Source organism: Streptomyces sp. NPDC102451 (genome assembly GCF_044765485.1).
Classification (GTDB): domain Bacteria; phylum Actinomycetota; class Actinomycetes; order Streptomycetales; family Streptomycetaceae; genus Streptomyces.
This window is the reverse complement of record NZ_JBIWKD010000010.1, coordinates 137,343-161,030: the sequence shown is the minus strand read 5'-3', so window position 1 is coordinate 161,030 and position 23,688 is coordinate 137,343. Positions and strand designations below refer to the sequence as shown.

Sequence of the window (23,688 nt, the reverse complement as noted above, 5' to 3'; positions counted from 1 at the left end):
GGCGAGCGATGCGCACTGTGATCTCTGTTCACAGCGATTTACGCGTGTTAGGCTGTCGCGGCACCGTTCGGGTGGGAGACGGGACACTGTCTACGGACGGCAGCGCCATAGACCGAGGGGACAGCGCCGATGACGCCAGCAGCTCAGCGCGAGAGCGACCGGACCGGTACTGAGGAGCTCCCGGAAGAGGGGAAGCTCGTCGAAGTGCGTGGCCAGTCCTGGGTCGTCGCCCGCGTCGAGCCGTCCCCGCCAGTGGACGACGGCCGTCGGCCCGCCACCCTCGTCCACCTCCAGTCCGTCGCCGACGGCCGCTTCGGCGACACCCTGTCCGTCATCTGGGAGGTCGAGCCGGGGCGCCGAGTGCTGCCCGCGGGATCCCTCCCGGACGCCTCCACCGGACAGTACGACCCCCCGTCCCGCCTCGCCGCGTTCCTCGACGCCGTCCGCTGGTCGGCAGTCGCCTCCGCCGACGGCAAGACCCTCCAGGCACCCTTCCGCTCCGGTGTCGCCGTCGAGCCGTACCAGCTCGAACCCGTCTCCCGCGCCGTCGGCGCCCCCCGCGTCAACCTCCTGCTCGCCGACGACGTGGGCCTCGGCAAGACCGTCGAGGCCGGGCTCGTCGCCCAGGAGCTGCTGCTGCGCGGCCGGGCCCGACGCATCATGATCGTCTGTCCTGCGGGGCTCACCCTGAAATGGCGCGACGAGATGGCGGAGAAGTTCGGCCTCGACTTCACCATCGTCAATTCCGAGCACTGCGCCCGTCTGCGCCGTACCCACGGCACCGCGGCCAATCCCTTCCGCGTGCACCCGCTGACCATCGTCTCCCTTCCTTGGCTGCGAGGCACAAAGGCCCAGCGCCTCCTCGACGAGGTCATCGGAGCCCCCGAGGAGAGCAGCAACGGCGACCACAAACGGTTCTTCGACCTGCTGGTCCTCGACGAGGCCCACCATGTCGCCCCGTCCGCCCCGAAGCAGGTCTACGCGGTCGACTCCCAGCAGACGAAGCTGATCCGGCGCCTCGTCCCGCACTTCGAGCACCGGCTGTTCCTCTCCGCCACCCCGCACAACGGCTACCCGGAGTCGTACACCGCTCTCCTCGAGCTGATCGACGACCAGCGCTTCGCGCGAGGCATGGACCCCGACAAGGACGCCCTCAAGGACACCGTCGTACGGCGCCTGAAGGCCACGGTCACCAACGCGGACGGCACGCCCCGCTTCCGCACGCGGAAGCCTGGGCAGCTCTCCGTCGACTACACCGACGCCGAGCGAGAGATCCACGGCCTGCTCAGCTCCTTCGCCGATCTGCGCCGCAAGAAGCTCGTCCCCGCAGCTCGCGGTGGCCGGCGCGCCGCCGACCTGGTGACGCTGCTGTTGAAGAAGCGGCTCTTCTCCTCCCCGGCCGCCTTCCTCCACACCGTCCGCGTCTACCTCTCGCACCTGGAGGACACGGGCTCCCGTACGCGCACGGCGGCCGCCGAAGTCCCTGACTGGCTGGACGACTTCGCGGACATGGTCGCCGACCTCGACGACCTCGGCCTTGTCGATGCGGAGGACACGGCTCTGACCCGGTCCACTTCGCTGACCCCGGCCGAGGATCACCAGGAGCTCGATCTGCTCCAGCGGATGGAACGCTGGGCGGTCACCCACGAGGCCGACGCCGACTCCAAGGCCGCGGTCCTCCTGCGTACGCTCAAGGCGATCTGCCGCACGTCCGACGGAAGGCACTGGACGAACGAGCGCATCGTCGTCTTCACCGAATACCGTGACACCCTGGACTGGCTCCTCACCTTGCTCCGCCAGGAGAAGCTCACCGACGACGGCCGCACCGCCGTCCTCCACGGTGGCCTGACCACCGAGGAGCGGGAGCGCATCCGTCTCGGCTTCCAGGCCGACCCGTCCACCGGCGAGGGCGCGGTGCGCATCCTGCTGGCCACCGATGCTGCCGGTGAGGGCATCGACCTTCAGAATTACTGCCACCGGCTGGTCAACTACGACATCCCGTTCAACCCCAACAAGCTCGAACAGCGCATCGGCCGTATCGACCGCTGGGGCCAGCGCAAGGACCCGGAGATCTCCCACTTCATCGGCTCCGGCTGGCAGCAGGCCCAGGCCGGATCGTACGAAGCGGACCTGGAGTTCCTCTCCCGCGTCGCCAAGAAGGTGGCACGCATGGAGCAGGACCTCGGCTCTGTCAACGCCGTCATCGCCGAGGCCGTCCAGCGCCGTATGACCGGCGACACGACGCCCGTCGACATCGAGAACGCCAAGCCCCGCACCATTCAGGGCCGCCGCACCGGTGGCGAGGTCGCGCCCGAGCAGAACGTCACCGCCCAGTCGAAGCGCCTGGCCGACCAGTACGACGAGACCGTGACCACGCTCGGGCTCACCCCGGCCAACATCAAACGCGTCGTCGACACCGCCCTCGCCCTGGACCACCAACCGCCCCTGGCCCCCGACCGCACCCTGGCCGAGGACTTCGAACCGGGCCAGCTGCACGAGGTCCCGCCGCTCTCCGGCACCTGGGAGCGAGCGACCCGCGGTCTCGCCCACAAGCTGCGCGAGGACGAGCAGCGCCCCATCACCTTCGACGCGGCCGTTGCCGCCAAGGGGCGTGAGGACGTCGTACTCGCCCACCTCAAGCATCCGCTCGTCGCCCTGTCCACCCGCCTGCTCACCGCAGCCGTCTGGAACGCGGACACTGTCGGCCTGCACCGCGTAGCCGCCGTCGTCAGCGACGACCCGACGATCACCACCACCCTCGTCTCCGCGTACGCCCGGTACGTCCTCGTCGGCAACGACGGCACCCGCCTGCACGAGGAGGTCGTCCACGCGGGCGGCTGGTTCGGTGACACCGGACGCTTTCGTCGCTGGGAGTCCGTACGCACCCAGGGCGCTGTCCTGGCGAAGGCGCTCACCGAAGGCACTGAGGCCGCCCCGCACCTGCGGCAGGAACTCACCACCGCGTGGGAGAAGCTGGCCAAGCCCCTCAACACCTCCCTCGAAGCCCGCGCCCGTGAGCGTGGCGACAGCCTGGAGCGCGCACTCGCCGACCGGCAGACCGAGGAGGAACGCCGCATCACCGCGACGCTCGGCCGCTTCGAAGCCACCCTGCGCGCCAAGCTCAAGGAGGAGGGCGACGACCTGAGCGAACAGTTCGCCCTCTTCAGCCGGCACGACATCACCGCCGCCGAACGCCGCCAGTACGACGACGACCGGGCCCGCTGGCAGCAGCGCCTCGACGGCCTGCCCGGCGAGCTGGAACGCGAACTCGCCGCCATCGGCGCCCGCTACCGCGACCCGCGCGCCCACCTCTTCCCTGTCGCCGTCGTCTTCGTGATCCCCGCAAAGGAAGCCCGCCGATGAGCCCTCGCCCGACCTCACGTGGTCTCGCCGCAGCCAAGGCGCAGGCACTCGACGGCCGCCGCCAGCACCAGGAATGGCTCGACCTCACCGAGGTCTCCGGCCCGTTCCTGACCATGCCCGTCCTGCGCAGGGCCTGGCCCCAGCTCGACGCCCTGGAGAAGGACGAACGCGCCCGCCTGCGCGCCCGCCACGCCGACTGGCAGAACGACACCGCAGCAGGCCGCGACGAGTGGGTCGCCTACCTGCTGCGCTCCGTCCTGGAGTGGGGCGACGCCCTCGCACTGCGCCAGGGCGAGGCAGAGGACCCGGCACTGGACCGCCTCACCCTCCACGTCCCGGAGCACGGCGCCGTCCTGCGCCCCGACTTCGCTCTCGTCGAGCCGGGCATCGACCTCGCCGCCGAACCCGACACGGCATCCGTCGCCAAGCGCGTACGCCTCCTCGGCATGACCGTCCCCGCCGGCACCGTCCCCACCTCCCGTGCTGCGGCGGGCGGAGACTGGGCTGCGTCCCCCGCGGACCGCCTCGCCCGGCTGCTCCGCCACCACGACATCCCGCTCGGCCTGGTCACGGACGGCCGCTGGTGGTGCCTGGTCTGGGCCCCCATCGGCGGCGTCACGACCACCGCCGTCTTCGACACCATCGGCTGGAACGAGGCCGCCGAACGCAACGTCGTCCGCGCCTTCGTCTCTCTCCTTCGCCGCCGTCGCTTCTTCGAGTACGAGGAGTCCGAGACCCTGGTCGGCCTGCTCAAGGCCAGCCTGGCCGCGGGCGAGGACGTCACCGAGGCGCTCGGCATCCAGGTCCGCCAAGCCGTCGAACTGCTCGTCGACGCCATAGGGCGAGCGGACGTACGGGCGATGGACGCGGGAGCACCGGGCCTGCATGCGTCGGGCGTCGCGGCCGGCGAGGTCTACCGGGGTGCCGTCGCCGTCATGATGCGTGTCGTCTTCCTCCTGTACGCGGAGGAGCGCGGCCTGCTCCCGGCGGACAACGAGGTCTACGCTACGGCGTACTCCGCCCGCTTCCTGCGCGCCGAACTCAAGGCCCGCGCCGACGCGGACGGTGAGAGCGCCCTGGAACACACCACCTCCGCCTGGCACCGCCTGATCGCCCTCTTCCACGCGGTCCACGGGGGCGTGGACCACCCGGAGCTGCATCTGCCCGCGTACGACGGGTCGATCTTCGCCCCGGACACGTACGCCTGGCTGGAGCTCACCACCCCGCTCCTCCCGATCGACGACCGCACGGTCCTGCACATGCTGCAGTCGGTGCAGGAGGTCCGCGTCGGCACCGGCAAGAACGCCGAAGTCCGCACCCTCAGCTTCCGCGCCCTGGACGTCGAGCAGATCGGCTACGTGTATGAGGGCCTGCTCTCCTTCGGTGGCGAGCGTGCGGTCGAGGACATGGTCGGCCTGATCGGCCCCGAGGGCCTCGAACACGAGGTGCCGCTGCGGGAGCTGGAGTCCTTGGCCGCCAAGTCCGGGGGATCGGTCAAGGCCCTGGCCAAGGCGATCCACGAGAAGTGGAAGGACCCGAAGCCCCCGGCGAGCGCGTCCAAGCTGGAAAAGCTGCTCGCCCCGGCGAAGGACGAGGTCGAGGCCCGCCGCCAGCTGAACGCGGTGACGAAGAAGAACTCGGGGCTGAGCGAACGCCTGCTCCCCTTCTTCGGCATCCTGCGCCGCGACCTGCGTGACCTGCCGATGGTCATCCCGAACGGCTCGCTGTACGTCACGGAGTCCTCCCTCCGGAAGAACACCGGCACGCACTACACGCCCCGCTTCCTGGCCGAGGACGTGGTCCGGCACGCGCTGGAACCGCTGGTCTACGAGCCGGGCCCGCTCCAGACGGCGGACACGGCGGAGTGGCGGCTCAAGTCACCCGAGCAGATCCTGAAGTTGAAGGTCGCGGACATCGCGATGGGCTCGGCGGCGTTCCTGGTGGCCGCCTGCCGCTACCTGGGCGACCGGCTGATCGAGGCCTGGGAGAGCGAGGGCCGCACGGACGCGATGACGTACCGGGCGGGCCGTGCGGTGGACGCGGTGACGGCCGCGGACGCGGAGCAGGACCCGGTGGTGGTCGAGGCGCGGCGCGAGATCATCGAGCACTGCCTTTACGGGGTGGACATCAACCCGATGGCCGTGGAGATGGCGAAGCTGTCGCTGTGGCTGGTCTCGATGGACCCGACGCGGCCGTTCACCTTCCTGGACGACCGGCTGGTGGCGGGGGACTCGCTGCTGGGGGTGCACACCATGGAGCAGTTGCAGTCGGTGCACATGAAGCCGCAGGGGCAGCGGGACATCCTGGCCGAACAGACGCGTGAGCTGGTTGACGAGCTGACGCGGGAACGCCTGGCGATCACGGCCATCAAGGGCGTGGACCTGCCGGCGCTGAAGCGGAAGCGGGAGCGCCTGGAGGACGTCAACCGGCACTCGCGGAGGCTGCGGCTGGTGGGCGACCTGATCGCGGGGGCGGCGCTGGCGACGTGCGCGTCGGGGCGGGTGGAGTGGTACGCGGCGGACGGGGGCGAGCGGGTCAGGGACCTGTTCCCGCAGGCGGCTTGGATTGTGCAGCAGATTGTCGCTGAGGGCGTCGAGGACGACTCGGACGTGGTGCGGGAGGCGCAGGCTAGGGCGGAGGAATGGCTGGCGGCGGAGCTGCCGGCGGGGGGCTTGGAGCGGCGGCCTGTGCATTGGCCGTTGGTGTTTCCGGAGGTGTTCTCGCAGGGGGGTGGGTTTGATGCGGTGGTGGGGAATCCGCCGTTCTTGGGTGGGCAGAAGCTGACTGGTGCGACGGGGGAGGCATACCGGGAATACATGGTCGGCTATCTAGCGGCAGGGAAGCGCGGCAGTGCAGATTTGGTCGCCTACTTTATGCTCCGGGCTCATCAGCTTCTTCATGGGTGTGGTCAGACTGGTTTGATCGCTACGAACACTTTGGCGCAAGGAGATACTCGCGAGGTTGGGCTCGACCAGCTTGAGGATGCACGAATTACCATTCGGCGAGGCATTAAAAGCGCCCCATGGCCTTCTAGTTCGGCCGCGTTGGAATATTGCGCCGTCTGGACTACTGCGATTTCACCAGAGCAGAGCGCAATCTGTGTACTGGGTGGAGTGGTGGTGCCGAACGGGGTTTCGACCTCATTGAATCCCCAGACGCGGGAGATGTCGTGGGTGGAGCCGCTGACGCGGAACAAGGATGTTTCATTCCAGGGGTCGATCATTCTTGGGTTGGGGTTTACCCTCAGCGAGGTTGAGGGGCGGGAGTGGATTGCCGAGGATGATCGCTACTCAGAAGTATTGTTTCCGTATCTGAATGGTCAGGACGTCAATAATCATCCGGAATACAGTGCAAGTCGATGGGTAATTAACTTTCAGGACTGGTGTGTCGAGAAGGCGGAGCAATACCAGAAGGCGTATGCGAAAATCTTGCGCGAAGTTAAACCGGAACGAGATATGAACAGTCGCAAGGCGCGCCGGGAACGCTGGTGGCAGTTTGCCGAGCGCGCCACCGGGTTGGTTCGTGCCACGGGGTCACTCGACCGCTGTATCGTCATTACGCGGCATACGCATGTGGTTATGCCTGCAATGGTCTCGTCTGCTCAGGTGTTTAGTGAAGCCACTGTTGTTTTCGCCTCTGACGACCTCGCCTTGCTCGCTGTCCTATCTAGCGCACCCCATTACTGGTGGGCGATCGACTGTGGCTCGACGATGAAGGGAGACCTTCGGTATACGTCCACCGATGTCTTTGAAACTTTCGTCCGTCCTACCCTCACCCCACGCCTCCGTGCGGCCGGCGCTCACCTCCACACCTACCGCCGTGAACTGATGCTCGCCCGTAACATGGGCCTCACCACCACCTACAACCTCGTCCACAACCCCGACTGTCAAGACGAAGACATCGTCGAGCTCCGGCGCATCCACGAGGAGATCGACCGAGCCACCGTCGAGGCTTACGGCTGGTTCGATCTCCTGGACGACTCCGGGCAGACCCCGCACGCCGACCCGACCCACGAGACTTTCCCGCTCGACCATGGCTTCCACGAGACCGACCAGGGCACCCGCTACACCATCGGTCTCCTCGCCCGTACCGAGATCATCGACCGCCTCCGCCAGCTGAACCACCAGGCGTACGCCGACGAGGTCCACCTCGGCCTGCACAAGAAGCCCGCCACGCACCCGGACATGCCGAAGCCCTCCGCCGACGCCATCCGGAAGCGCAAAGAGCAGCTGGCTGCACGCGGTGGCTCGGATTTCGGTGAAGGTGCCGAGGGTGCCCTGTTCTGAGCCTTCCGCATGACGACGGGCTGGTCCGCATCACCTCACGTGATGCGGACCAGCCCGTCGTTTCCGTTCAGAAGCTCGTTGGAGCTAGCCCTGAGCGAGCGACACGAACGCCTTCCACTCGCCACGGCCGACCCGCAGCACCGGGCCTCCGCCCGCGACCTTCGAGTCCCTTACGCAGACCGCGCCGTGGTCGGCAGCCACCTCTACGCAGTCGCCGCCGCCCGATCCGCTGTAACTGCTCTTGAACCAGCGCAGCTCGTCCACGTTCTTGGTTACCTGCTCCATGCTCATGTCTCTCCCACCAGCTGTTCGATGAGCCGCGCAGACTCCTGGGCGTTCAGGGCCTGCGATCGCAGCTTGCCATAACGCAGCGCGAAGCCGCTGACGTCCGCCGGATCACTGACGATGCATCCGATCTCCTGAGCTTCGATGTATCCAAGGCGTCGGAGCTCGCTCGTCTCGATCAGGACGAACGGACCGTCCAAGCCGGCATGGAAGCCGCACCCTGCGGGCATCACCTGGACCTCCACATTGCGCAAGGTGCCCACCTTCAGCAGGTGTTGCCACAACTCACGCATCACCTTCCGCCCGCCCACAGGGTCCCGCAGCGCCTCCTCCCCGATGATGAACGACAGCTCCGCCATCGGGTCCCGTGCCAGCAGCCGCTGACGGCCCAGCCGAGCCTCCGTGTGCTGGTCCACGATCTCCTCGCTGAACGGCGGGCAGTGGCCGGCGAACACCGCTCGCGCGTAGGCCTCCGTCTGCAACAGTCCCGGCACCAGCAGCGGGTCGTACGAGAAGCGGCTCAGCACCTCCGCCTCGATGAGCGCGAAGTTACGGAAGAAGCGGGGGAGCTTCGCCCGGTCCACCTCGCCCTGGAGGACGTCCAGGACACCGCCCGCCCCCAGCACCCGTTCCGCCGCGACCGTGAACGTCACCTTCGCTGCCCGCCGCCCCTGCTCGACCGACGCGACCTGCTCCAGCGAGTACCCGATGGCCTCGCCCAGCGCCGGCTGACTCAACCCGGCCCGCTTGCGCAGGTGCTGGAGCAGCCTTCCGTACGCCACCCAGACCCCCGGCAGGTCGTTCTCCTCCTTCGCCTTTACCTTCGTCGCGCGCCCACTACCCGTCTCCCGCACTGCCCTCACGTCCTTCCGGCCACCCCACTGCGACTGGACATGGTTCAACAGCGGGGGCCATTCCAGCGTCACGGCCCCGGACCCGTACAACGCCCGTACAAGCCCCGTACGGTCAGGCCGCTCCGGTTCCTGCCGCCGGGCGAGGCCGTTTCGCGCATCGCATGGGTATTCCTTTGCCGGGTAGGGGAGTTGTCCCGCTGTCGAGCGGGCCGATCCGGCGGCACACCACACACCCGAGGCGCACGTTCAGCCGCCGCTCCAGGTGGTGGCTCGCTGAACAGAACTCCGGTCGCGAAGCCCTCCGCCCGATGGTGCGGCAATTCAGCGAGCGCAGTGGCCCCCGGCTCACGGTTCGCCACCACCGGACGTCTAGCTCTTCGAGCCGGGTTGCTGGGGGCCCAGGACACGCCGGTGTCCTGGTGCGGCTGGGGCAAGACTCGCGATGGGAGCACAACAGGATGAGGCAGTCGTCCGGGAGCCCTGAAGGGGGCCGTTCAATCGAAGAGAAGATCAGCCACGTGGAGAAACGCGCGAAGCACTTCAAGCGGCTGATCGAGAGGCGCATCGCGAGCCAGCACGTCGAGGATGTCTGGCAGGAGGCCCTTGTGCGCCTCCTCCAGCGTCTTCAGGCGGGGCACGTGATCGACAACCTGGACGCCTACATGGCGGCCGTCTGCTCCAACACGACGACCGACATGCTCCGCCATCTCGGCTGTCGGGCGCAGAGCCTCACCGGCGAGGCGGTCGAAGCGGAGCTCGACAGGACGGGCTTCGTGGTGAACTTCGACCACAACCCGGAGTTCGAGCGGATCCAGAAGATCCTCCGGGCGGAGCTGACCGCGTATCAGCACAAGGTCTACATCCTCAAGCACCACTACGGACTCGACTCGCGCAGCATCGCCGACCTGGTCGGAGCAGCCGGCGCGGGCGCGGTACGGCAGGCGCTCAGGTCCGCCAACCGGCGGCTCCGCGTGCCGGCCGTGCTCGAACAGCTGAGCTCGACCGAGGACTAGATCTGCTCCTTGGCCGGTGGGCCACTGTTCCGGTGCCGCCTCATACCGGGACGGCGGTCCGCGGGCCGAGGTGGAGAGCTAGCCGTGGCAGGCAGCATCTCCAGTCCGACAACCGCTCGGAACCCGTCAAGATCGAAAAGGGGCAGCATATGCACACTCGATTTCTCCAGGCGACCACGATCCTTCTGGCTTTCCTGGCCGTCGTCCTCGTCCGCGGATACCGGGCTGTCGACAACCTCCTCGTCGGCTCGCCGGTGTGGCAGAGGTCTCCCGTCCGGAGCGCCGTTGCTCTGCAGCGTCGTGTCCGCATGCTCAGCGGGGGCAAGCTCGTGACCGAGTAGTCGCACCGTTTCCGCGGACAGTTGTCACTGAGGACGAAACTGCACCAGGTTCGGCACCACGTCACACCACGAATCGGCGACGTCGTGCGACGCGGCAGACACATCATGCGGGAGTACGGCCACGGGGAGACCGTCTTCGCGCATGAGGTGGCGGCCCGAACCCGTCATGCCAGGTGAAAGGGCATGACACGGCATTCTCGGGGGAGAGGCCGGTCCCGCCGCTCACGCGGCGGGACCGGCCTTCGTCGTTCCTGTCAGAACCGCGCAGCCGGAACCATCCGCCGTTCGTCGGCACGGAACACTCGCTCGACCAGGCGCTGCGACCCCGTACTTGAGGACTCACCGAAGATGACCATCTCCTCTCCCGCCCAACTCCGCGCGGACAACGCCGCGCTCGTCCGGGCCTTGAAGAGCGCCCAGGCCAAGATCAGGTACCTTAAGGCCGCTCTCGCGGTCATGATCGGCCTGGTGGCCGGCCTGGTCGCCTATCTCGTCGTCGGCAGCCTCGACGCCTCGCCGCTCACCGCGCTCGGGTCGAGCGCCACCTCGTTCGTCGTCGCGACGGGCTTCGTCTTCACCCTCCAGGAGAAGATGGGCCGCCCGTAGCTGCCCGATGACGGAGGCGACGGTCGCGCCGGGCCGGCCTCGTCGGCGGGTTCGGTCCCACCCATAGCACGCGGAGGCCCCTGAGCCCTTGTGGTCTCGGGGGCCTCCGCATGGGCAGGAGCCCTCCACGGATCCGGCGGGAGGGGAGCGGAGCGGCGGGACCCCGAGCGATCACGGACGCCGCGGTGCCGAGATGCCGAGGTCCTGGCGCATGGCGAGCTGCATCACTCCGATCGGCTCCCACACTCCGATCAGGAAGGTGTGGGCCTCCTGCCACTTCTGCTGATCGTGCGTGACGTCCTCGGCCAGTGAGTCCATGAGCTTCCTGGCCTCTGCCAGCGCCACCCGGACCGTCTGGCAGGAGTGCAGGACATCGTCGGGAACGAGCATCTGCGCCTGCGCGTACGTGTCCTGGAACTCGACGCGCGCCAGCTCCGTCGCCGGATCGGGGTCTGCCCCGCGGCGTGCGGCGTAGAGGTCCTCCATCATCAGGAACCGGTACCGCCGGGCGCCGGAGTTCAGCGCGACGTAGGTGTCGCGCCGACGCTCCAGGTTCGCCTGTGCGTCGTCGATGTGCCTCTTCGCCCGGTCGGAGTCCTGCTGGAGTTCGAACTCCTGGCGGCGTGAGCGCGAGCTCACCCAGGCGGTGGTGATCGGGGCGAGCAGAGTGCCCGCCACGCCGACCACGGCGACGAGTAACGCTATGACCCCAGTGCTCATGAATCCCCCTGGAACGGCGTGGCCCGCGTCAGCCGTGAACCTGCCCGACCGTCGCCCGTCGGTGTGGTGACGAGCGACGGCCACCACAAGGCTGACCTTCGATGGAAGACAGATTCAGACGCCCGGAGCCCGTGGTCAAGGTCGCCGTGACCCGTACGGCGGCCGTACGCCGCACCGGGGTACGGCGGGATGCCCTGGCCCGCACTGGAGCGTGACCCGCACGGTGGCGACATGTCATCCAGAAGCCTCACCGCCGGACTCGGCCTCACGCCGGCCGAGTTCGTCATCCGTCTCAGCAGCACGCCCCGCGGAGCCCGACTCGCGCGGCGGCTGACCGAGCAGCAGCTCGCCGCCTGGGGGATCCCGTACGACTCCGGGACCGCCTGGGCCGTCGCCCTCGTCGTGGCCGAGCTTGCATCCAACGCCATCACTCACGGGCGCCTGCCCGGCCGTGACTTCCGCCTGGTCCTCGCGCTCCAGCCCGCCGCCGTGCGCATCGAAGTGACGGACGCACGTCCCGAGCGTCCGCTGCCCGACCCCTCGCCCGCCCGCGCCGACGCCACGGCGGGACGGGGTCTGCTCCTCGTCGACGCGTACGCGGACCGCTGGGGCTGCGTAGCCCGTGACGCCTACACCAAGACGGTCTGGGCGGAAGTGGTATCCGCAGAATCTTGTGAACTCAGTTAACGAGTGGCATGGTTGGTGCCCAGGGGGGAGGGGCGTCCGGACGGGGTGACCCGATTCGAGTGATCGATGTGCCGGCGCAGGCATGGCAAGCCCTTGGCTCTGTCCGCAGTCACCGCGCGCACCCCCACCTGTCAGCAGCCACTTCTGGAGCGGGTCATGGACAACGGGATTCAGCTGATCAGTGACGGTGACGGACTGGCGGTCCTCGGGAGTGAGGCCGACGTCGAACGTTTCCTCGTCTCGGAAGGACTGTCGTCGAAGGATCTCGGAGTGCAACGGTTCAGGTCAGCCGTCGGCATCGGGGCGGTAGCCGCACAGGTGGGCTCTGACCTTGCCGCCAACTCCGGTCGGTGGGTGAAGCTGACCCCGAAGTCCGCACGGCTCGTGGAGAAGTACGGGCTGAGGGAGAGTGCGAAGACCGGCTTCAGTACGGGGGTGGTGAAGGGGCAGAGGGGGCAGATCAAGGGCTTCGTCGAGTTCGTGAAGGGCCCTCGCTCGCTGCTGAGCAACCCCGCGGTCCTCGCCAATGCCGCGAAGCTCATGTCACAGGTCGCGATGCAGCAGAGCATGGACGAGATCACCGACTATCTCGCCACGATCGACGCGAAGGTCGACGACGTGCTGCGCGCCCAGAAGGACGCGGTGTTCGCCCGCATGATCGGAGTGGGCTTCGTCGTCGAGGAGGTCATGACCGTCCGCGAGAACAGGCGGGGAGTCGACGAGATCACCTGGTCGAAGGTCCAGGCCGCGCCGACGACGATCGCAGAGACCCAGGCGTACGCGTTGCGTCAGCTCGACGCAGTCGCCGAGAAGATGGAGCACAAGGGCAAGATCGGTGATCTCGCCACGACGGCCAAGGAGGCTGAGTCCGCCGTTCGGGAGTGGCTCGCTGTTCTGGCTCGCTGCTTCCAACTGCAGGACGCGATGGCCGTGCTCGAACTCGACCGGGTGCTGGACGCGTCGCCGGAGGAGCTGAACGGGCATCGGCTCGGGCTGAAGGCCGCCCGCCAGGACCGCCTGGAACTCATCCTGCGGACCACCGAGCGTCTGCTGGCCAGGATGGACGCGGTAGCTGACACGGCCAACACGAAGGTGTTGCTGCACCCGGCCAAGTCCCCGGCTGTGGTCCGGTCGAGCAACCACGTCGCGACCAGCGTCTGCGACTTCCACATGCTGCTCGGGATCGAGGCCGGTGGACAGTCGTCCGAGGCGAGGCGGTGGGCCCATGCGGCTACGGACGTGAGGGACAAGGCGCTCGAGGCGGGAGCCAAGGGCGTCGACACCGCCAGAAGCCTCGGCAGCGAGACCCTCGACCGGGCCGGCTCGGTGACGGAGAAGCTCGCCGGTGGGATCGCCGAGCGAGTACGCCGTCGACGCGGACGCGATGAGGAGTCCGACGAGAAGGGCTGAGCGGGCGCCGGCTGTCAGGTGCGTGCGCAGCCGACTGCACCCTGCTGAGGATCTGGCGCCGTGTGCAGGAACGGGCCCATGCCGCCCATGGAAACCCATTGAGGTAGTTGCCGCCCCGTCCGACGCCGGAGGCGGGCTCCTGGTGTTGAGCGGGAGTCGGTGGCGTGCTGCGGACACACTGTCGGTGAGGCGGGCGACCTCGTTCACTCCGCTCTCGGTCGGCTCAAGGGCTTTTCGCGGCAGCCCGAGGGCGTCTTCAGACAGGGAGTCGGCAGCTTGTTGGAGGAGTTCCGCATGCGGGTGTGCCCTTGGAACGCGGCGGCTGTCCGGCTGCTCGGCGACCCGTACGTCTTCGTGGCCACAGGGCCTCGCTCGCACGAGAACTGGGCGCACGACGTGCTGGCGGTACTGCACCGCTCGGTCCGTGACCCGCGCGGGTGGGTCCGGCTGGATCCGGACCGCACCAACAGCGCTCGCGACAGCGTGCCCGCCTACCCCTTCGATCCGCCCGCCGCATCAGAGCTGGCCGATCATCTGTACCCCCTGGAAAGGAAGGCGGCGGATACTGCCCTCGCCGTCATGACGGAGGAATGGACGGGGGAGCCCGCCCCCGTGCGAACCCGCCCGGACCAGGACGCCGTGCTGACGGACGCCCGTACACTCCTCGATCGGTACGGGCCGGACGCCAGTTACTGGACCAACGCGAGGGCTGCCGCGTCCGGGCCGGCCCCGGACTTCCTCACGGCGGGCCTCAAGGGCACCGAGTCCCACCACTTCCTCACCGACGAGTACATCAACGGCCTCGACCTGTTGGAGGACCTGGGCGTGATCGCGGTGAGCCACGACGAGGTGGGCGTCTTCTGGTCGATCGGCGCGTACTGACGAGCGTCGCGTTCCCTGATTTTGAGGGCCTTCTGCCGGCACTTGGCCCACAGTCCTTCGGCTTCGTGAACATCGACGACCGACGACCGACGACCGACGACCGACGCGCGTGCACGGACAGGTAGAGGGAGGCGGGCCCATGGGGCATCGGCGCGAAGCGTGAGGTGATCCCGTCTGTGAACCGCTGGACGTCCGACTGGTCGACAGCCGCATGTCGGCGACCCCACCCGTAGAGCGGCCGTACCGCGAGCCGAGGTACGGAGTCATGCCCTGCTTCGCGGGCCGCTTCGTCTCTTGCTCAGTCACGTAGGGCCTGCCTCGCATCGTGCAGGTTGTAGCCGAAGCCGCGCCCGTAGGCCTGCGCGTCGTCGGTCTGCCAGCCCGGGCCACCGTTGTACCGGGCGGCCAGTTCCTCGTATTGCGCGCGAGTCATCTGGTCGGCAGGTACGTCGGCGAATGAGCTTTCGGCCTTCAGCTGGGCGAGATACTCCGAAGCTATGTAGATATGCGCTCCGCCGTCGCACGCATGTGCCGGACATGGCCGGGAGGTGCCCTTCCCCGGCTGACAGGGCGCCGAAGGGGAGCCCGCCCGGTGCCGGTCATGGCGAAGGGGGGCGTGAAGAGTGAGGAAATTCCGCCCGGCAATCCGGTGCGTCGGAACAGTTGTGAACTGAGTCAATGGGTGCGATGCTTAGGGTGGCGGTACTGACCAGCACTCATGGGTGCAACGCGGTAGGCCAGTTGGCGGGGGAGCGCGGGTGCAGGCCCGTAGCGGCGTTCCGCTGGGCGCTGCCAGGGAGGGACAGCGGATGAACACCACCACACGCGACCAGGTCATTGACGATGAGCAGAAGGCCGTCGACCGGGCGTACGACTGCTATGCCGAGCGCCTGGCCGAGATGACCGGGACCTCGGCGGCAACAGCCGCCGCCAGCAACAAGGACGGCATCGCCAACCGGCTCGACGCCGAGGAGAGGGCGGCGGCGTACGGCGGTCTGGGAGACGAATCGCTGGTCACCGTCCGCGTCGACGCGCCGGAAGCGACGGGGGAGGAGTGCCGGCCCTGGTACGTGGGGCGGCGTGCAGTCTCCGACATCCGCACCCGTGAGCCCGTCGTCGTGCTGTGGACCAGCCCGGCCGCTACCAAGTGGCTCGCGGCGCAGCCGGATGCGCCCGGTGACATCACCCTGCGGCGCCAACTGCGTTGTGTACAGCGGGTCGTCGAGGACTACTTCGACGACATCGCTCCGGCTGCTGTCCCCGTAGCTGTTCCCGATTCCGCGCTGCCTGCCGTTCCGACACCTCGGACGGCCGGGGACGACGCGGTAACCCCGGAGCCTGTCGAGGCCGAGGGAATGGAGGGGGAGAGGCCGGGAGCTCGCCCTCCGGTCCGTACCCCCGCCGATGTGGCCCGGCTCCAGCGCCGCAAGCCCCTCCAGCCGGACGACTTGCTGCTCCGGGAGCTCCAGCGCTCCCGCAGCGGCCGCATGCGGGACATCGTCGAGACCATTCGCCGCGATCAGATGGACCTGGTCACGGGTACTCCTTCCGACATCCTCGTCGTGCAGGGCGGTCCTGGTACGGGCAAGTCCGCGGTCGGTCTGCACCGTGTGACCTGGCTCGTCAACAACAACCACTTCAAGGCCCAGGACATGCTGGTCATCGGTCCGCACCAGAGGTTCCTCGACTACGTCGGCCAGGTCCTGCCCACCCTCGGTACGCGTGAGGTCAACGCCGTCCAGCTCTCCCGTCTGTGGGACGGCGACATCCTCGGCACCGACACACCTGCGGCACGGCTGGTGAAGTCCGACGAGCGCATGGCCGCAGTCCTGCGGCGCCGCGTCGAGCAGGAGTGCCGCCCCGAGGCCATCGACCGCCTTCTCGCGGAGCCCTCCTTCGACGGGGACGAGCCGGCGTTCACCGTCACCGCCGGCAGCACGACCCTGCGCGTCCCGCGCTCCGAGGTCCACGCTCTCTTCGAGGAGGCGCGCGGTGGTGAAGGGTCCCACCGCGAGCGCCGTGACCGCTTTCGCAGCCTGCTCGTCGACCGGCTCCTGCGGGAACTCGCCGCCCTGGCCCCGCGCCGTGGGGCGGACGGCACGATCCGCCGCAGCCTGGAACGCAACCGCCAGGTGGAGCGCCTCCTCGACCGTGCCTGGCCCTCGCCGGGCGCCAGGGAAGCCCTGCGCAGTCTCTACGACTCGCCCGACCTCCTGCGCGGCTGCGCCGACGGCATCCTGGGCGAAGAGGAGCAGACCGCCCTTCTCCGCCCTCGGGCGGAGAAGGCGGAGGACGACCCCTGGACCCTGGACGACCGCGTATGCCTGGAAGAACTCCGCTACCTCATCACGGGCGAGACACCCAGGCGTTACGGCCACATCGTCGCCGACGAGGCCCAGGACCTGACGCCCATGCAGGCCCGCGCCCTGCGCCGCCGCGTCGCGCGGGGCGGTTCGATGACCGTCCTCGGTGACCTGGCCCAGGCCACCGGCCCGTATCCGTACACCGGGTGGGACCGCCTCGGTGCGCTCCTGTCCGACCACGGTGACTGGCGCGTCGAGGAGCTGAACACCAGCTATCGCGTACCTGCCGAGATCATGGAGTTCGTCGCTCCACTGGCCCGGGCGGTCGCCCCCTCGCTGCCGTACCCGCGGGCCGTGCGGGAGGCCGGTGCGGGCGCCGTACGCACGATTGCCACCGAGCCGTGGAAGCTGCTCGGCGACACCGTCACCCAGGCCGTCCGCCTCGTCGGCAGCAGCGACGGGCGCACCCTGCGGTCCGTCGCCGTCGTCGTTCCCGACGACTCCGGCCGGCTCGAAGAGATCGCCCGCCACCTGGACGAGGCCGACGGCATCACGGCGCAGGAGCGCGAGGCGGTGTCTGTGCTGACCGCAGCTCAGGCCAAGGGAATGGAGTACGACCATGTCCTCGTCGTCGAGCCCGCCACCATCGCCGAGCGCGGCCCGTCCGGCCTGCGCCAGCTGTACGTCGCACTGACCCGCAGCACCCAGAGCCTGACCGTTCTGCACACCGCGCCGCTCCCCGACGCGCTGATGGACCGCGCCGACAGTGCGCAGGAGACGCTCCCTGGGCCCGACTCCCACGCCACACCGGCGGAGGAAGACACCCCGGAGATCGGCACCGACATCCGGGTCCGCGTCATCGGCCACACCACCGGGGGCAACTACAAGGTGGAGGCGGTCTCACCCACCACCGGCCGCCCGCTGCTCATGGCCGTGCGCCACGGCTCCACACCCCCCGCCGCGGGGGCGGAGCTGAACGCCTGGGTGCTTCGCCACGCGTCGAGCGTCAGCTTCGTCACGGTCGACGAACGGGGCCGCCGACCCATCTCGCCCACCATGGCCCGGCGTTACGTGGACGCCCTCGATGTTGTCGAGGACCTGGCGGGCGGGAACGTCCCGGACGACTTCCGCGCCCGGCTCTCGGAGCTCAAGGGCATGGCCAACCGCTGCCTGCGCCTGGACCAGCACGACTGGCTGGATGTCTGGCGCGTCCTCGGCTCCCCGGACAGGCCCCGACTGAACCTGCTGCGGGACCTGGCAGCCAATGCCAACCGGGCGTCGGTCTCCGGCACACCGGACCTGGACCGGTTCCGGGCCGAACTGGAGCGCAGCGGCCTGGCCGAGGACCTGGCCGAAGCCCGGCGGACCATCGAGCGCCGCTTCCCCACCGAGACCGGCCCGGTGGCGGAACACGAGCAGGACGGACCGCGCCGGTCCGAGGTACCCGAGCCGTCCGATCCGAAGGAAGAAACACTCATGACCACCACGACCTCCCCCGTCGCACCGGAGAAGACGGAACACGGTGCGCATCTCCTCCACACCCTCACGGCGTCAGCCGCGGCGGACCGCACCTGCAAGACCCATGAGGCAGTGCGGTACGAACTCAAGGCGGCTCTCTTCCGAGCGGACCGGCAGCCGGAGCCGGAGCACTCCGTGGTCGATGCCGCCTGCGTCACCGACGAGGGCCACATGCTCTACGAAGTGCTCGGCGCGGGGCTCTCCACCTACGCCGACCTCCGCTCGGGAGCGGCCCGCCTCCACGAGATCAACCACACCCTGCCCAAACCTGCCGATCGCCTCTGCCTCGTCCTGGCCGGACCCCCGGCCGAGGGCTGGTCGGCCGCCACGGTCCACGACGTCTTCGGCGTCCACGTCCTGTGGCGCACCCCGCAGCAGGGGTGGGCGGGTCAGGATGTCGACACGGCCCTGGGGGCGGAACGGGCGTAACCGCAAACCCGCACCACCGTGGCGTGGGCCCCTGCGGCATGGCCGGCGTCGCCGGTTCCGGCCGAAGGGGCAGCCTGAAGCCGTCGGAGCGGGAGAACCGGCACAATGCCCAGTGTGAACGGACACGAAGTCGACCTGGCAGACACCCTCGGTACCTGCGAAACCCCGGCCCTGGAGTTCAAACGGACCGCCAAGCGGGAGGGGAAGCGCGGAGACGCCATCGGTAACGCCGTCTGCGCCATGGCCAACGACCTCGTCGGAAAGGGCGGCGGGGACATCCTCATCGGGGTGGCGGACGACGGGACCCCGGTCGACGACGTGGACGTCAGTGACCGGGCGCTGCTCGCGCTGACCGATCTGCGTAACGACGGACGGATCCTGGACAGGCCGTCCCTCACCGTGCAGGCCGCTGTCTACCGGGGGAAGGCCGTGGTCCACATTCACGTGGAGGCCTCGGCAGCTCTCCCCGTGCGCTTCGAGGGTGTTGTGTGGGTCCGTCCCGGCCCGACCACCCGCAAGGCCACCCGCGAGGACGAGCGGGTCCTCGCCGAGCGGCGACGGGCGAACGACGGCCCCTTCGACGTGAGACCCGTTCCACGCACGACGCTCGACGACCTTGACCTTGACCTGTTCAGGCAGGCGTACCTGCCGTCCATGGTCGACCCCGAGGTCATCGAGGAGAACGGGCGGCCCATCGGTCAGCAGCTCTCCTCCCTGCACCTCACCACTCCCGAAGGACAGCCGACGACTCTTGGGCTGCTCGTGATCGGGCTGGATCCGAGCAGTCGCGTCCCAGGAGCGTACGCACAGTTCATCCGGTACCAGGGCACGGACCTCGACGCGCCCGTGGCCGACGACCAGGAGCTGCGGCAGAACCTCGTCGGTCTGGCGGGGCGGCTCGAACCGCTGCTGCGCAGTAACCTGCGCACGCGCTTGGTGGAGGAGGGATTCAGGGAGACGCCGCAGCCCGACTATCCGCTGGAGGCGTTGCGTGAGGTGTGCATGAACGCGTTGATGCATCGCAACTACGAGACGTCGTACGCCCCGGTCCGTATCGCCTGGTTCGACGACCGGATCGAGGTGACGAACCCCGGCGGACCTTATGGGCAGGTGCGGGACGACAACTTCGACCGTGTCACCGACTACCGGAACCCGTCCCTCGCGGCGGCCATGAAGGGGCTCGGTTACGTGAACCGGTTCGGCCGGGGGATCGGGCGGGTACAGGCGTCACTCGCGAGGAACGGCAATCCGCCCGCCGAGTTCCAGGTCGACGACTCGTCCTGGGCCGTGACCCTGTGGAGGGCCGCATGACCAGGACGTCGATCGCGCTCTTCAACAACAAGGGCGGCGTGGGCAAGACCACCCTCACCTACCACCTGGCCCATATGTTCCGCCGGCTCGGCCTGACCGTGCTGGCCGTCGATCTCGACCCGCAGGCCAACCTCACCTCGATGTGCCTGGACGAGACCGAGATCGAGGAACTGTGGGAAGGACAGTCCGAGCTGATCGAGCAGGGCGCGGCGTGGTCGGCGCTCCCCGGCACCGGGCGGGTACGCAGCGGGCAGACGATCGCCGACGCGGTGAAGCCGATCCTGGAGGGCACGGGCGACATCGCGCCCATAGAGCCGGCCGAACTCCAGCCCGGCCTGTGGCTGCTGGCAGGCAGTCTGGATCTCAGCCGCTTCGAGGACAAGCTCTCCAACGAGTGGTTCAAGACCTTCGCCGGTGACATCGCCGCGATCCGTACCACCACCGCATTTCACCGGGTCGTGGAACAGGCGGCAGCCGGGATCCGCGCGGACATCGTCCTGATCGATGTCGGCCCCAACCTGGGAGCGATCAACCGGGCGGCCCTCATCGCGGCGGACACCGTCCTGATGCCTCTCGCCGCCGACCTCTTCTCGTTGAAGGGCCTCAGCAACCTGGGGCCGACCCTGCGCGACTGGCGCAGGAACTGGCAGCAGCTCGTGCTGCCCCAGGTGCCCGCCGGCTTCTCCGCCCCGCGCGCGGAGATGCGACCGCTCGGGTATGTGATCATGCAGCCCGAGATGAGGCTGGACCGGCCCGTGAAGGCTTACGCGCGCTGGCTGGAGCGTATCCCGTGGGTCTACTCGGTGGCCGTGCTCGACGAGGGAGTGCCCCCGCGGGGGGACGACCGGCATTGTGTGGCCACCCTGCGCAACTACCGCAGCCTCATGCCGCTCGCGCACGATGCGCGTAAGCCCATGTTCGACCTCAAGGCGGCGGACGGTGCACTCGGCAGCACCCAGAAGTACGTACAGACCTGCTACCGGGAGTTCCGGGCGCTCGCCGAAGGTGTACTTGCACGGACGGAAGGACTGTCCCGGTCGTGAGGAGACGGTCCGTGCACGCAGGGCGACACCGCCTCAGGCGCACACGGACCGCATGCTTCACACCCTCCGGGCCAGGTCCAGCGCTGCCGTGTGGATGAACCAGTCCAGCGCTTCGCAGATCGCTTCGCCGTGCTCGGCGAAGACGGCGAGTGGGAACGAGGGGCGGAGTTCCAGTTTGGCCTCGGGGAGGTCGATCCCCTCGACCTTGTTGAGTCGTCGGAGCAGCTCGCGGCGCTGCTCCGTGTCGTCGAACGGGGCGCGGTCCTTGAGGTACTGGAAGACGACCTCCACGGTCCCGCTGACCGGATAGAGGCCGAACGGCCACATGAGGTGCGGGCGGGTGCTCGTGCCCGCGTCGAGCATGGGGAAGCAGCTCGTCTCCTCGTAGCGCCCGTAGTTGAGATAGCCGCCCTGGCGACGCCAGAAGTCGAGGGCTGCGGCCACCCCCGTCGCCGCGTCCGGCCAGTGCTCCTGCAACTGGCTGCGGAAGCGCTCGGCCGCCTCCGGGTTCTCGCGGTCCGGCAGCGGATCGTGCGCGGCCTGCCGGGTGACGTCCTTGCCCAGCAGTGTGGCCAGTTCCGCGGCGGTCAGGCGCTGGGACGGGTGGGCGCGGTTGTAGCGGTCGAACCGGACGCCCTCGCTCCGGAGCACGTCCTGGGGAGGGAGGCGGTCGCTGCCCTCGGCCCAGCGGAATCCGGCTGAGACCTTTCCATCGGAGCTCAGGACGCGATAGGCGTTGATCACCGTCGGGTTGGCCGACAGATACGCGCCGACCGGCACCGGATGGCTGCCGATCAGCTCGGCGACATCGCCGTACGCCGTCCAGGTGCCGCTCGGCATCGCGACCAGAGCTGCGCGCAGCTCGGTCCAGCTCGACGACTCCTCGCCGGCCGCGTGGAATCCGCCGATCGGGCCGGGCCACAGTTCCACGGAACGCTCCCAGAGACGGTCGGCCCGGGCCATGATCTCCGCCTTGCCCCAGCGTTGCGACGAGGCGATCTCCAGGTTCATTCGCAGCGCGCTGGCATCAAGGATCTGCTGCTTGCGCTGGAACGGGTGGTTGGAGAGCTTGGAGTTGTCGCCGGTCAGGGTCAGGTTGCCGAGGGTGTGGACCAGCGAATCGTGCAGTTCCTGGGATGACTGGCCGTCCTCCGTCTCGTCGGAGAGGAGGTCGAACCACGCCTGCGCCGGCTTCTGGGGGAGGATGTGCTCGACACTGAGGGACGCCTTGGCGAAGTCGACGGGCTCGGTGGGGGAGTAGCTCTCCTCCAGCCGGCGCAGGATGAAACTGCGCTGGGGAGGGCGCCCCGCCCAGTAGAACGGCTTGCCGCGGATCGCCGATCGCAGCTCCTCGTCGCTCGGCCACCGGCGCCGCTTGCCCGACAGGAATCGTCGAACCGCCTCGGCCGCCGGACGGTCGGTCTCCAGGTCCTTCGGCGCTTCCATGAAGATGCGATTGATTCCGGCGGTCGGCGTCTGGCAGATGAGGCGCCGGGCGAGGTACGACTCGACGTACAGCAGGGCCTCGGCCGCGTCCTCCGGGCTCCTCGTGCCTGCGTCGACGAGGCCCATCAGATGCAGGGCCAGGGGGTAGTGGGTCGTGCCGCCCCACGCGGCGAGGCGTTCCAGTGACGCCCGCAGAGGTGCCGACGGCTCACGGGCGGGTTCGACGATGCGGAGGAACCGCTGGGCGCGCTCCGACAACTGGGCGATCTCGCGCTGCAGTGCCTCTTCGTCACCGGCGAGGGGCTGCAACCGCTTCTGCTGCTCGCGGTAGATCTCGCTCTGCTTGGTCTTGTTGTGGCCGCGTACGACCAGGTCCAGCCAGACCAGCAGTTCGAGATTCTTGGGGCCGAGGCTCTGCTGCATCGGCAGCCACAGTTCCCGGTAGACCCGTTCACCCCGCTGGGGGAGCAGCATGAAGACGTAGTTGCGCAGCAGGTCGCTCTGGCTGAGACCGACACCGGTGTTGTTGATCGACTCGAAGATGCGGTAGACGTTGTCGCCCGATTCGGCGGTGATCTCGACGATCGACAGCAGGCCCTTGAGGACGCTCTCCACGGCCCCCAGCCAGTCCTTCGGGTGCGCGGCCGTTTCCTGGCCCTCGGCGAGCGCTCCCAGGAAGAACCGGTAGGCGAAGCCGATATTGCCGCCGCCGCCCGCCTGTGGGGCCGACCCGACGCACGCGGTGAAGGCCTGCCGGTCCGCCTGGGTGGGCAACAGCCGGTAGTGGTCCAGCGCCTCCTGGTACTCGTTGACGAGGATCTGGCGGTGCACCCGCTCGGCGCCCCTGGTGTCGCCCGAGTCCCTGAGTTGGTCGCGCAATGCCGTGAACGCCAGCATCAGTGTGGTGAGACGCTGCTGGCCGTCCACGACCAGCCACTTCTGCACCCCGCCGGCCTGGATCTGCCCTGGGGCGAGGACGACGGAGCCGAGGAAGTGCGGCGCAGCCGTCTCACCCGCCCGGAGTTGTTCGACGAGCTCGCCGATGTCCTCCCACAGCCGTTCCAGCTGGTCCTTGCCCCAGCTGTAGGTCCGCTGGTAGAGCGGTACCTGGAACTGCTTCTCCCCCTGGATGAGATTGAGGAAGGTGATTTCCTGGGCGCGCATGCGCTTCCTTTCCTGCTGCGACCGGTG

At 68.7% G+C, this 23,688-nt stretch carries 16 protein-coding genes; 11 read left to right on the top strand and 5 right to left on the bottom strand.

The genetic code is table 11. The features are described from left to right. Nucleotides 1-129: 129 nt before the first annotated feature. Both drmD and ACIRD8_RS23035 read left to right on the top strand, forming a co-directional pair. Nucleotides 130-3,363 carry a DISARM system SNF2-like helicase DrmD gene (gene drmD, locus ACIRD8_RS23040; RefSeq protein WP_403994518.1) on the top strand — a complete coding sequence of 1,078 codons (3,234 nt, stop codon included), beginning with the start codon at nt 130-132 and terminating at the stop codon, nt 3,361-3,363. After that, the gene (locus ACIRD8_RS23035) at nt 3,360-7,649 is read left to right on the top strand and encodes an Eco57I restriction-modification methylase domain-containing protein (RefSeq protein WP_403994515.1); all 4,290 of its coding nucleotides are present in this window, start codon (nt 3,360-3,362) and stop codon (nt 7,647-7,649) included. Before drmD ends, ACIRD8_RS23035 begins: the two co-directional genes overlap by 4 nt. An 84-nt stretch (nt 7,650-7,733) precedes the next feature. Here ACIRD8_RS23035 and ACIRD8_RS23030 read toward each other — a convergent pair whose 3' ends face one another. Continuing rightward, nucleotides 7,734-7,934, bottom strand: a complete 201-nt coding sequence (locus tag ACIRD8_RS23030) for a DUF397 domain-containing protein (protein WP_403994512.1) — start codon at nt 7,932-7,934, stop codon at nt 7,734-7,736. A 2-nt stretch (nt 7,935-7,936) separates the two neighbouring features. Further along, the gene (locus tag ACIRD8_RS23025; RefSeq protein ID WP_403994509.1) at nt 7,937-8,788 is read right to left on the bottom strand and encodes a helix-turn-helix domain-containing protein; all 852 of its coding nucleotides are present in this window, start codon (nt 8,786-8,788) and stop codon (nt 7,937-7,939) included. 518 nt (nt 8,789-9,306) lie between these two features. On the opposite strand from ACIRD8_RS23025, the gene ACIRD8_RS23020 reads away from it, so the two are divergent. The 3 genes from ACIRD8_RS23020 (at nt 9,307) to ACIRD8_RS23010 (ending at nt 10,748) form a co-directional block, all read left to right on the top strand. Further along, nucleotides 9,307-9,801, top strand: coding sequence for an RNA polymerase sigma factor (locus tag ACIRD8_RS23020; protein WP_403994506.1), 495 nt, complete (start codon nt 9,307-9,309; stop codon nt 9,799-9,801). A gap of 149 nt (nt 9,802-9,950) precedes the next feature. Then, a complete protein-coding gene (locus ACIRD8_RS23015) occupies nt 9,951-10,142 on the top strand; it encodes a hypothetical protein (protein WP_403917339.1) in 192 nt (63 codons plus the stop codon). A 348-nt stretch (nt 10,143-10,490) separates the two neighbouring features. Further along, nucleotides 10,491-10,748: a hypothetical protein gene (locus tag ACIRD8_RS23010; RefSeq protein WP_403917342.1), complete on the top strand. Its 258-nt coding sequence runs from the start codon at nt 10,491-10,493 to the stop codon at nt 10,746-10,748. Between the two features lie 171 nt (nt 10,749-10,919). Here ACIRD8_RS23010 and ACIRD8_RS23005 read toward each other — a convergent pair whose 3' ends face one another. Then, a complete protein-coding gene (locus ACIRD8_RS23005) occupies nt 10,920-11,468 on the bottom strand; it encodes a hypothetical protein (RefSeq protein WP_403994504.1) in 549 nt (182 codons plus the stop codon). A gap of 231 nt (nt 11,469-11,699) precedes the next feature. Between ACIRD8_RS23005 and ACIRD8_RS23000 the strand changes: the two genes are divergently transcribed. The 3 genes from ACIRD8_RS23000 (at nt 11,700) to ACIRD8_RS22990 (ending at nt 14,447) form a co-directional block, all read left to right on the top strand. Beyond that, nucleotides 11,700-12,155 (top strand): ATP-binding protein, encoded by a 456-nt coding sequence (locus tag ACIRD8_RS23000; protein ID WP_403994502.1) that lies wholly within the window; start codon nt 11,700-11,702, stop codon nt 12,153-12,155. Nucleotides 12,156-12,311: 156 nt separating this feature from the next. Further along, nucleotides 12,312-13,565, top strand: coding sequence for a hypothetical protein (locus ACIRD8_RS22995; protein ID WP_403994499.1), 1,254 nt, complete (start codon nt 12,312-12,314; stop codon nt 13,563-13,565). Between the two features lie 294 nt (nt 13,566-13,859). Beyond that, nucleotides 13,860-14,447, top strand: coding sequence for a hypothetical protein (locus tag ACIRD8_RS22990; RefSeq protein WP_403994497.1), 588 nt, complete (start codon nt 13,860-13,862; stop codon nt 14,445-14,447). A 298-nt stretch (nt 14,448-14,745) separates the two neighbouring features. Here ACIRD8_RS22990 and ACIRD8_RS22985 read toward each other — a convergent pair whose 3' ends face one another. Then, nucleotides 14,746-14,880: a hypothetical protein gene (locus tag ACIRD8_RS22985; protein WP_403994494.1), complete on the bottom strand. Its 135-nt coding sequence runs from the start codon at nt 14,878-14,880 to the stop codon at nt 14,746-14,748. Nucleotides 14,881-15,256: 376 nt separating this feature from the next. Here ACIRD8_RS22985 and ACIRD8_RS22980 point away from each other — a divergent pair, with 376 nt between their 5' ends. The 3 genes from ACIRD8_RS22980 to ACIRD8_RS22970 all read left to right on the top strand — a co-directional run bounded on the left by ACIRD8_RS22980 (nt 15,257) and on the right by ACIRD8_RS22970 (nt 21,051). Beyond that, on the top strand, nt 15,257-18,697 hold the full coding sequence (locus tag ACIRD8_RS22980) for a HelD family protein (RefSeq protein ID WP_403994491.1): 3,441 nt from the start codon (nt 15,257-15,259) through the stop codon (nt 18,695-18,697). A 114-nt stretch (nt 18,698-18,811) separates the two neighbouring features. Then, complete coding sequence (locus tag ACIRD8_RS22975; RefSeq protein ID WP_403994488.1) at nt 18,812-20,008, top strand: ATP-binding protein; 1,197 nt, start codon at nt 18,812-18,814, stop codon at nt 20,006-20,008. Further along, nucleotides 20,005-21,051, top strand: a complete 1,047-nt coding sequence (locus ACIRD8_RS22970; RefSeq protein WP_403994485.1) for a ParA family protein — start codon at nt 20,005-20,007, stop codon at nt 21,049-21,051. The genes ACIRD8_RS22975 and ACIRD8_RS22970 overlap by 4 nt, the downstream gene beginning before the upstream one ends. 57 nt (nt 21,052-21,108) lie before the next feature. Here ACIRD8_RS22970 and ACIRD8_RS22965 read toward each other — a convergent pair whose 3' ends face one another. Next, the gene (locus ACIRD8_RS22965) at nt 21,109-23,661 is read right to left on the bottom strand and encodes a DUF262 domain-containing protein (RefSeq protein ID WP_403994482.1); all 2,553 of its coding nucleotides are present in this window, start codon (nt 23,659-23,661) and stop codon (nt 21,109-21,111) included. Between the last annotated feature and the right edge of the window lie 27 nt (nt 23,662-23,688).

What these genes read in the sequence shown, in the direction of transcription:
- ACIRD8_RS23015 (WP_403917339.1), top strand. Translation starts at nt 9,951, where the DNA reads ATGCACACTCGATTTCTCCAGGCGACCACGATCCTTCTGGCTTTCCTG.
- ACIRD8_RS23030 (WP_403994512.1), bottom strand. Translation starts at nt 7,934, where the DNA reads ATGGAGCAGGTAACCAAGAACGTGGACGAGCTGCGCTGGTTCAAGAGC.
- ACIRD8_RS22995 (WP_403994499.1), top strand. Translation starts at nt 12,312, where the DNA reads ATGGACAACGGGATTCAGCTGATCAGTGACGGTGACGGACTGGCGGTC.
- ACIRD8_RS23000 (WP_403994502.1), top strand. Translation starts at nt 11,700, where the DNA reads ATGTCATCCAGAAGCCTCACCGCCGGACTCGGCCTCACGCCGGCCGAG.
- ACIRD8_RS23005 (WP_403994504.1), bottom strand. Translation starts at nt 11,468, where the DNA reads ATGAGCACTGGGGTCATAGCGTTACTCGTCGCCGTGGTCGGCGTGGCG.
- ACIRD8_RS22990 (WP_403994497.1), top strand. Translation starts at nt 13,860, where the DNA reads ATGCGGGTGTGCCCTTGGAACGCGGCGGCTGTCCGGCTGCTCGGCGAC.
- ACIRD8_RS23035 (WP_403994515.1), top strand. Translation starts at nt 3,360, where the DNA reads ATGAGCCCTCGCCCGACCTCACGTGGTCTCGCCGCAGCCAAGGCGCAG.
- ACIRD8_RS22965 (WP_403994482.1), bottom strand. Translation starts at nt 23,661, where the DNA reads ATGCGCGCCCAGGAAATCACCTTCCTCAATCTCATCCAGGGGGAGAAG.
- ACIRD8_RS22980 (WP_403994491.1), top strand. Translation starts at nt 15,257, where the DNA reads ATGAACACCACCACACGCGACCAGGTCATTGACGATGAGCAGAAGGCC.
- ACIRD8_RS22970 (WP_403994485.1), top strand. Translation starts at nt 20,005, where the DNA reads ATGACCAGGACGTCGATCGCGCTCTTCAACAACAAGGGCGGCGTGGGC.
- ACIRD8_RS23010 (WP_403917342.1), top strand. Translation starts at nt 10,491, where the DNA reads ATGACCATCTCCTCTCCCGCCCAACTCCGCGCGGACAACGCCGCGCTC.
- ACIRD8_RS22985 (WP_403994494.1), bottom strand. Translation starts at nt 14,880, where the DNA reads ATGACTCGCGCGCAATACGAGGAACTGGCCGCCCGGTACAACGGTGGC.
- drmD (WP_403994518.1), top strand. Translation starts at nt 130, where the DNA reads ATGACGCCAGCAGCTCAGCGCGAGAGCGACCGGACCGGTACTGAGGAG.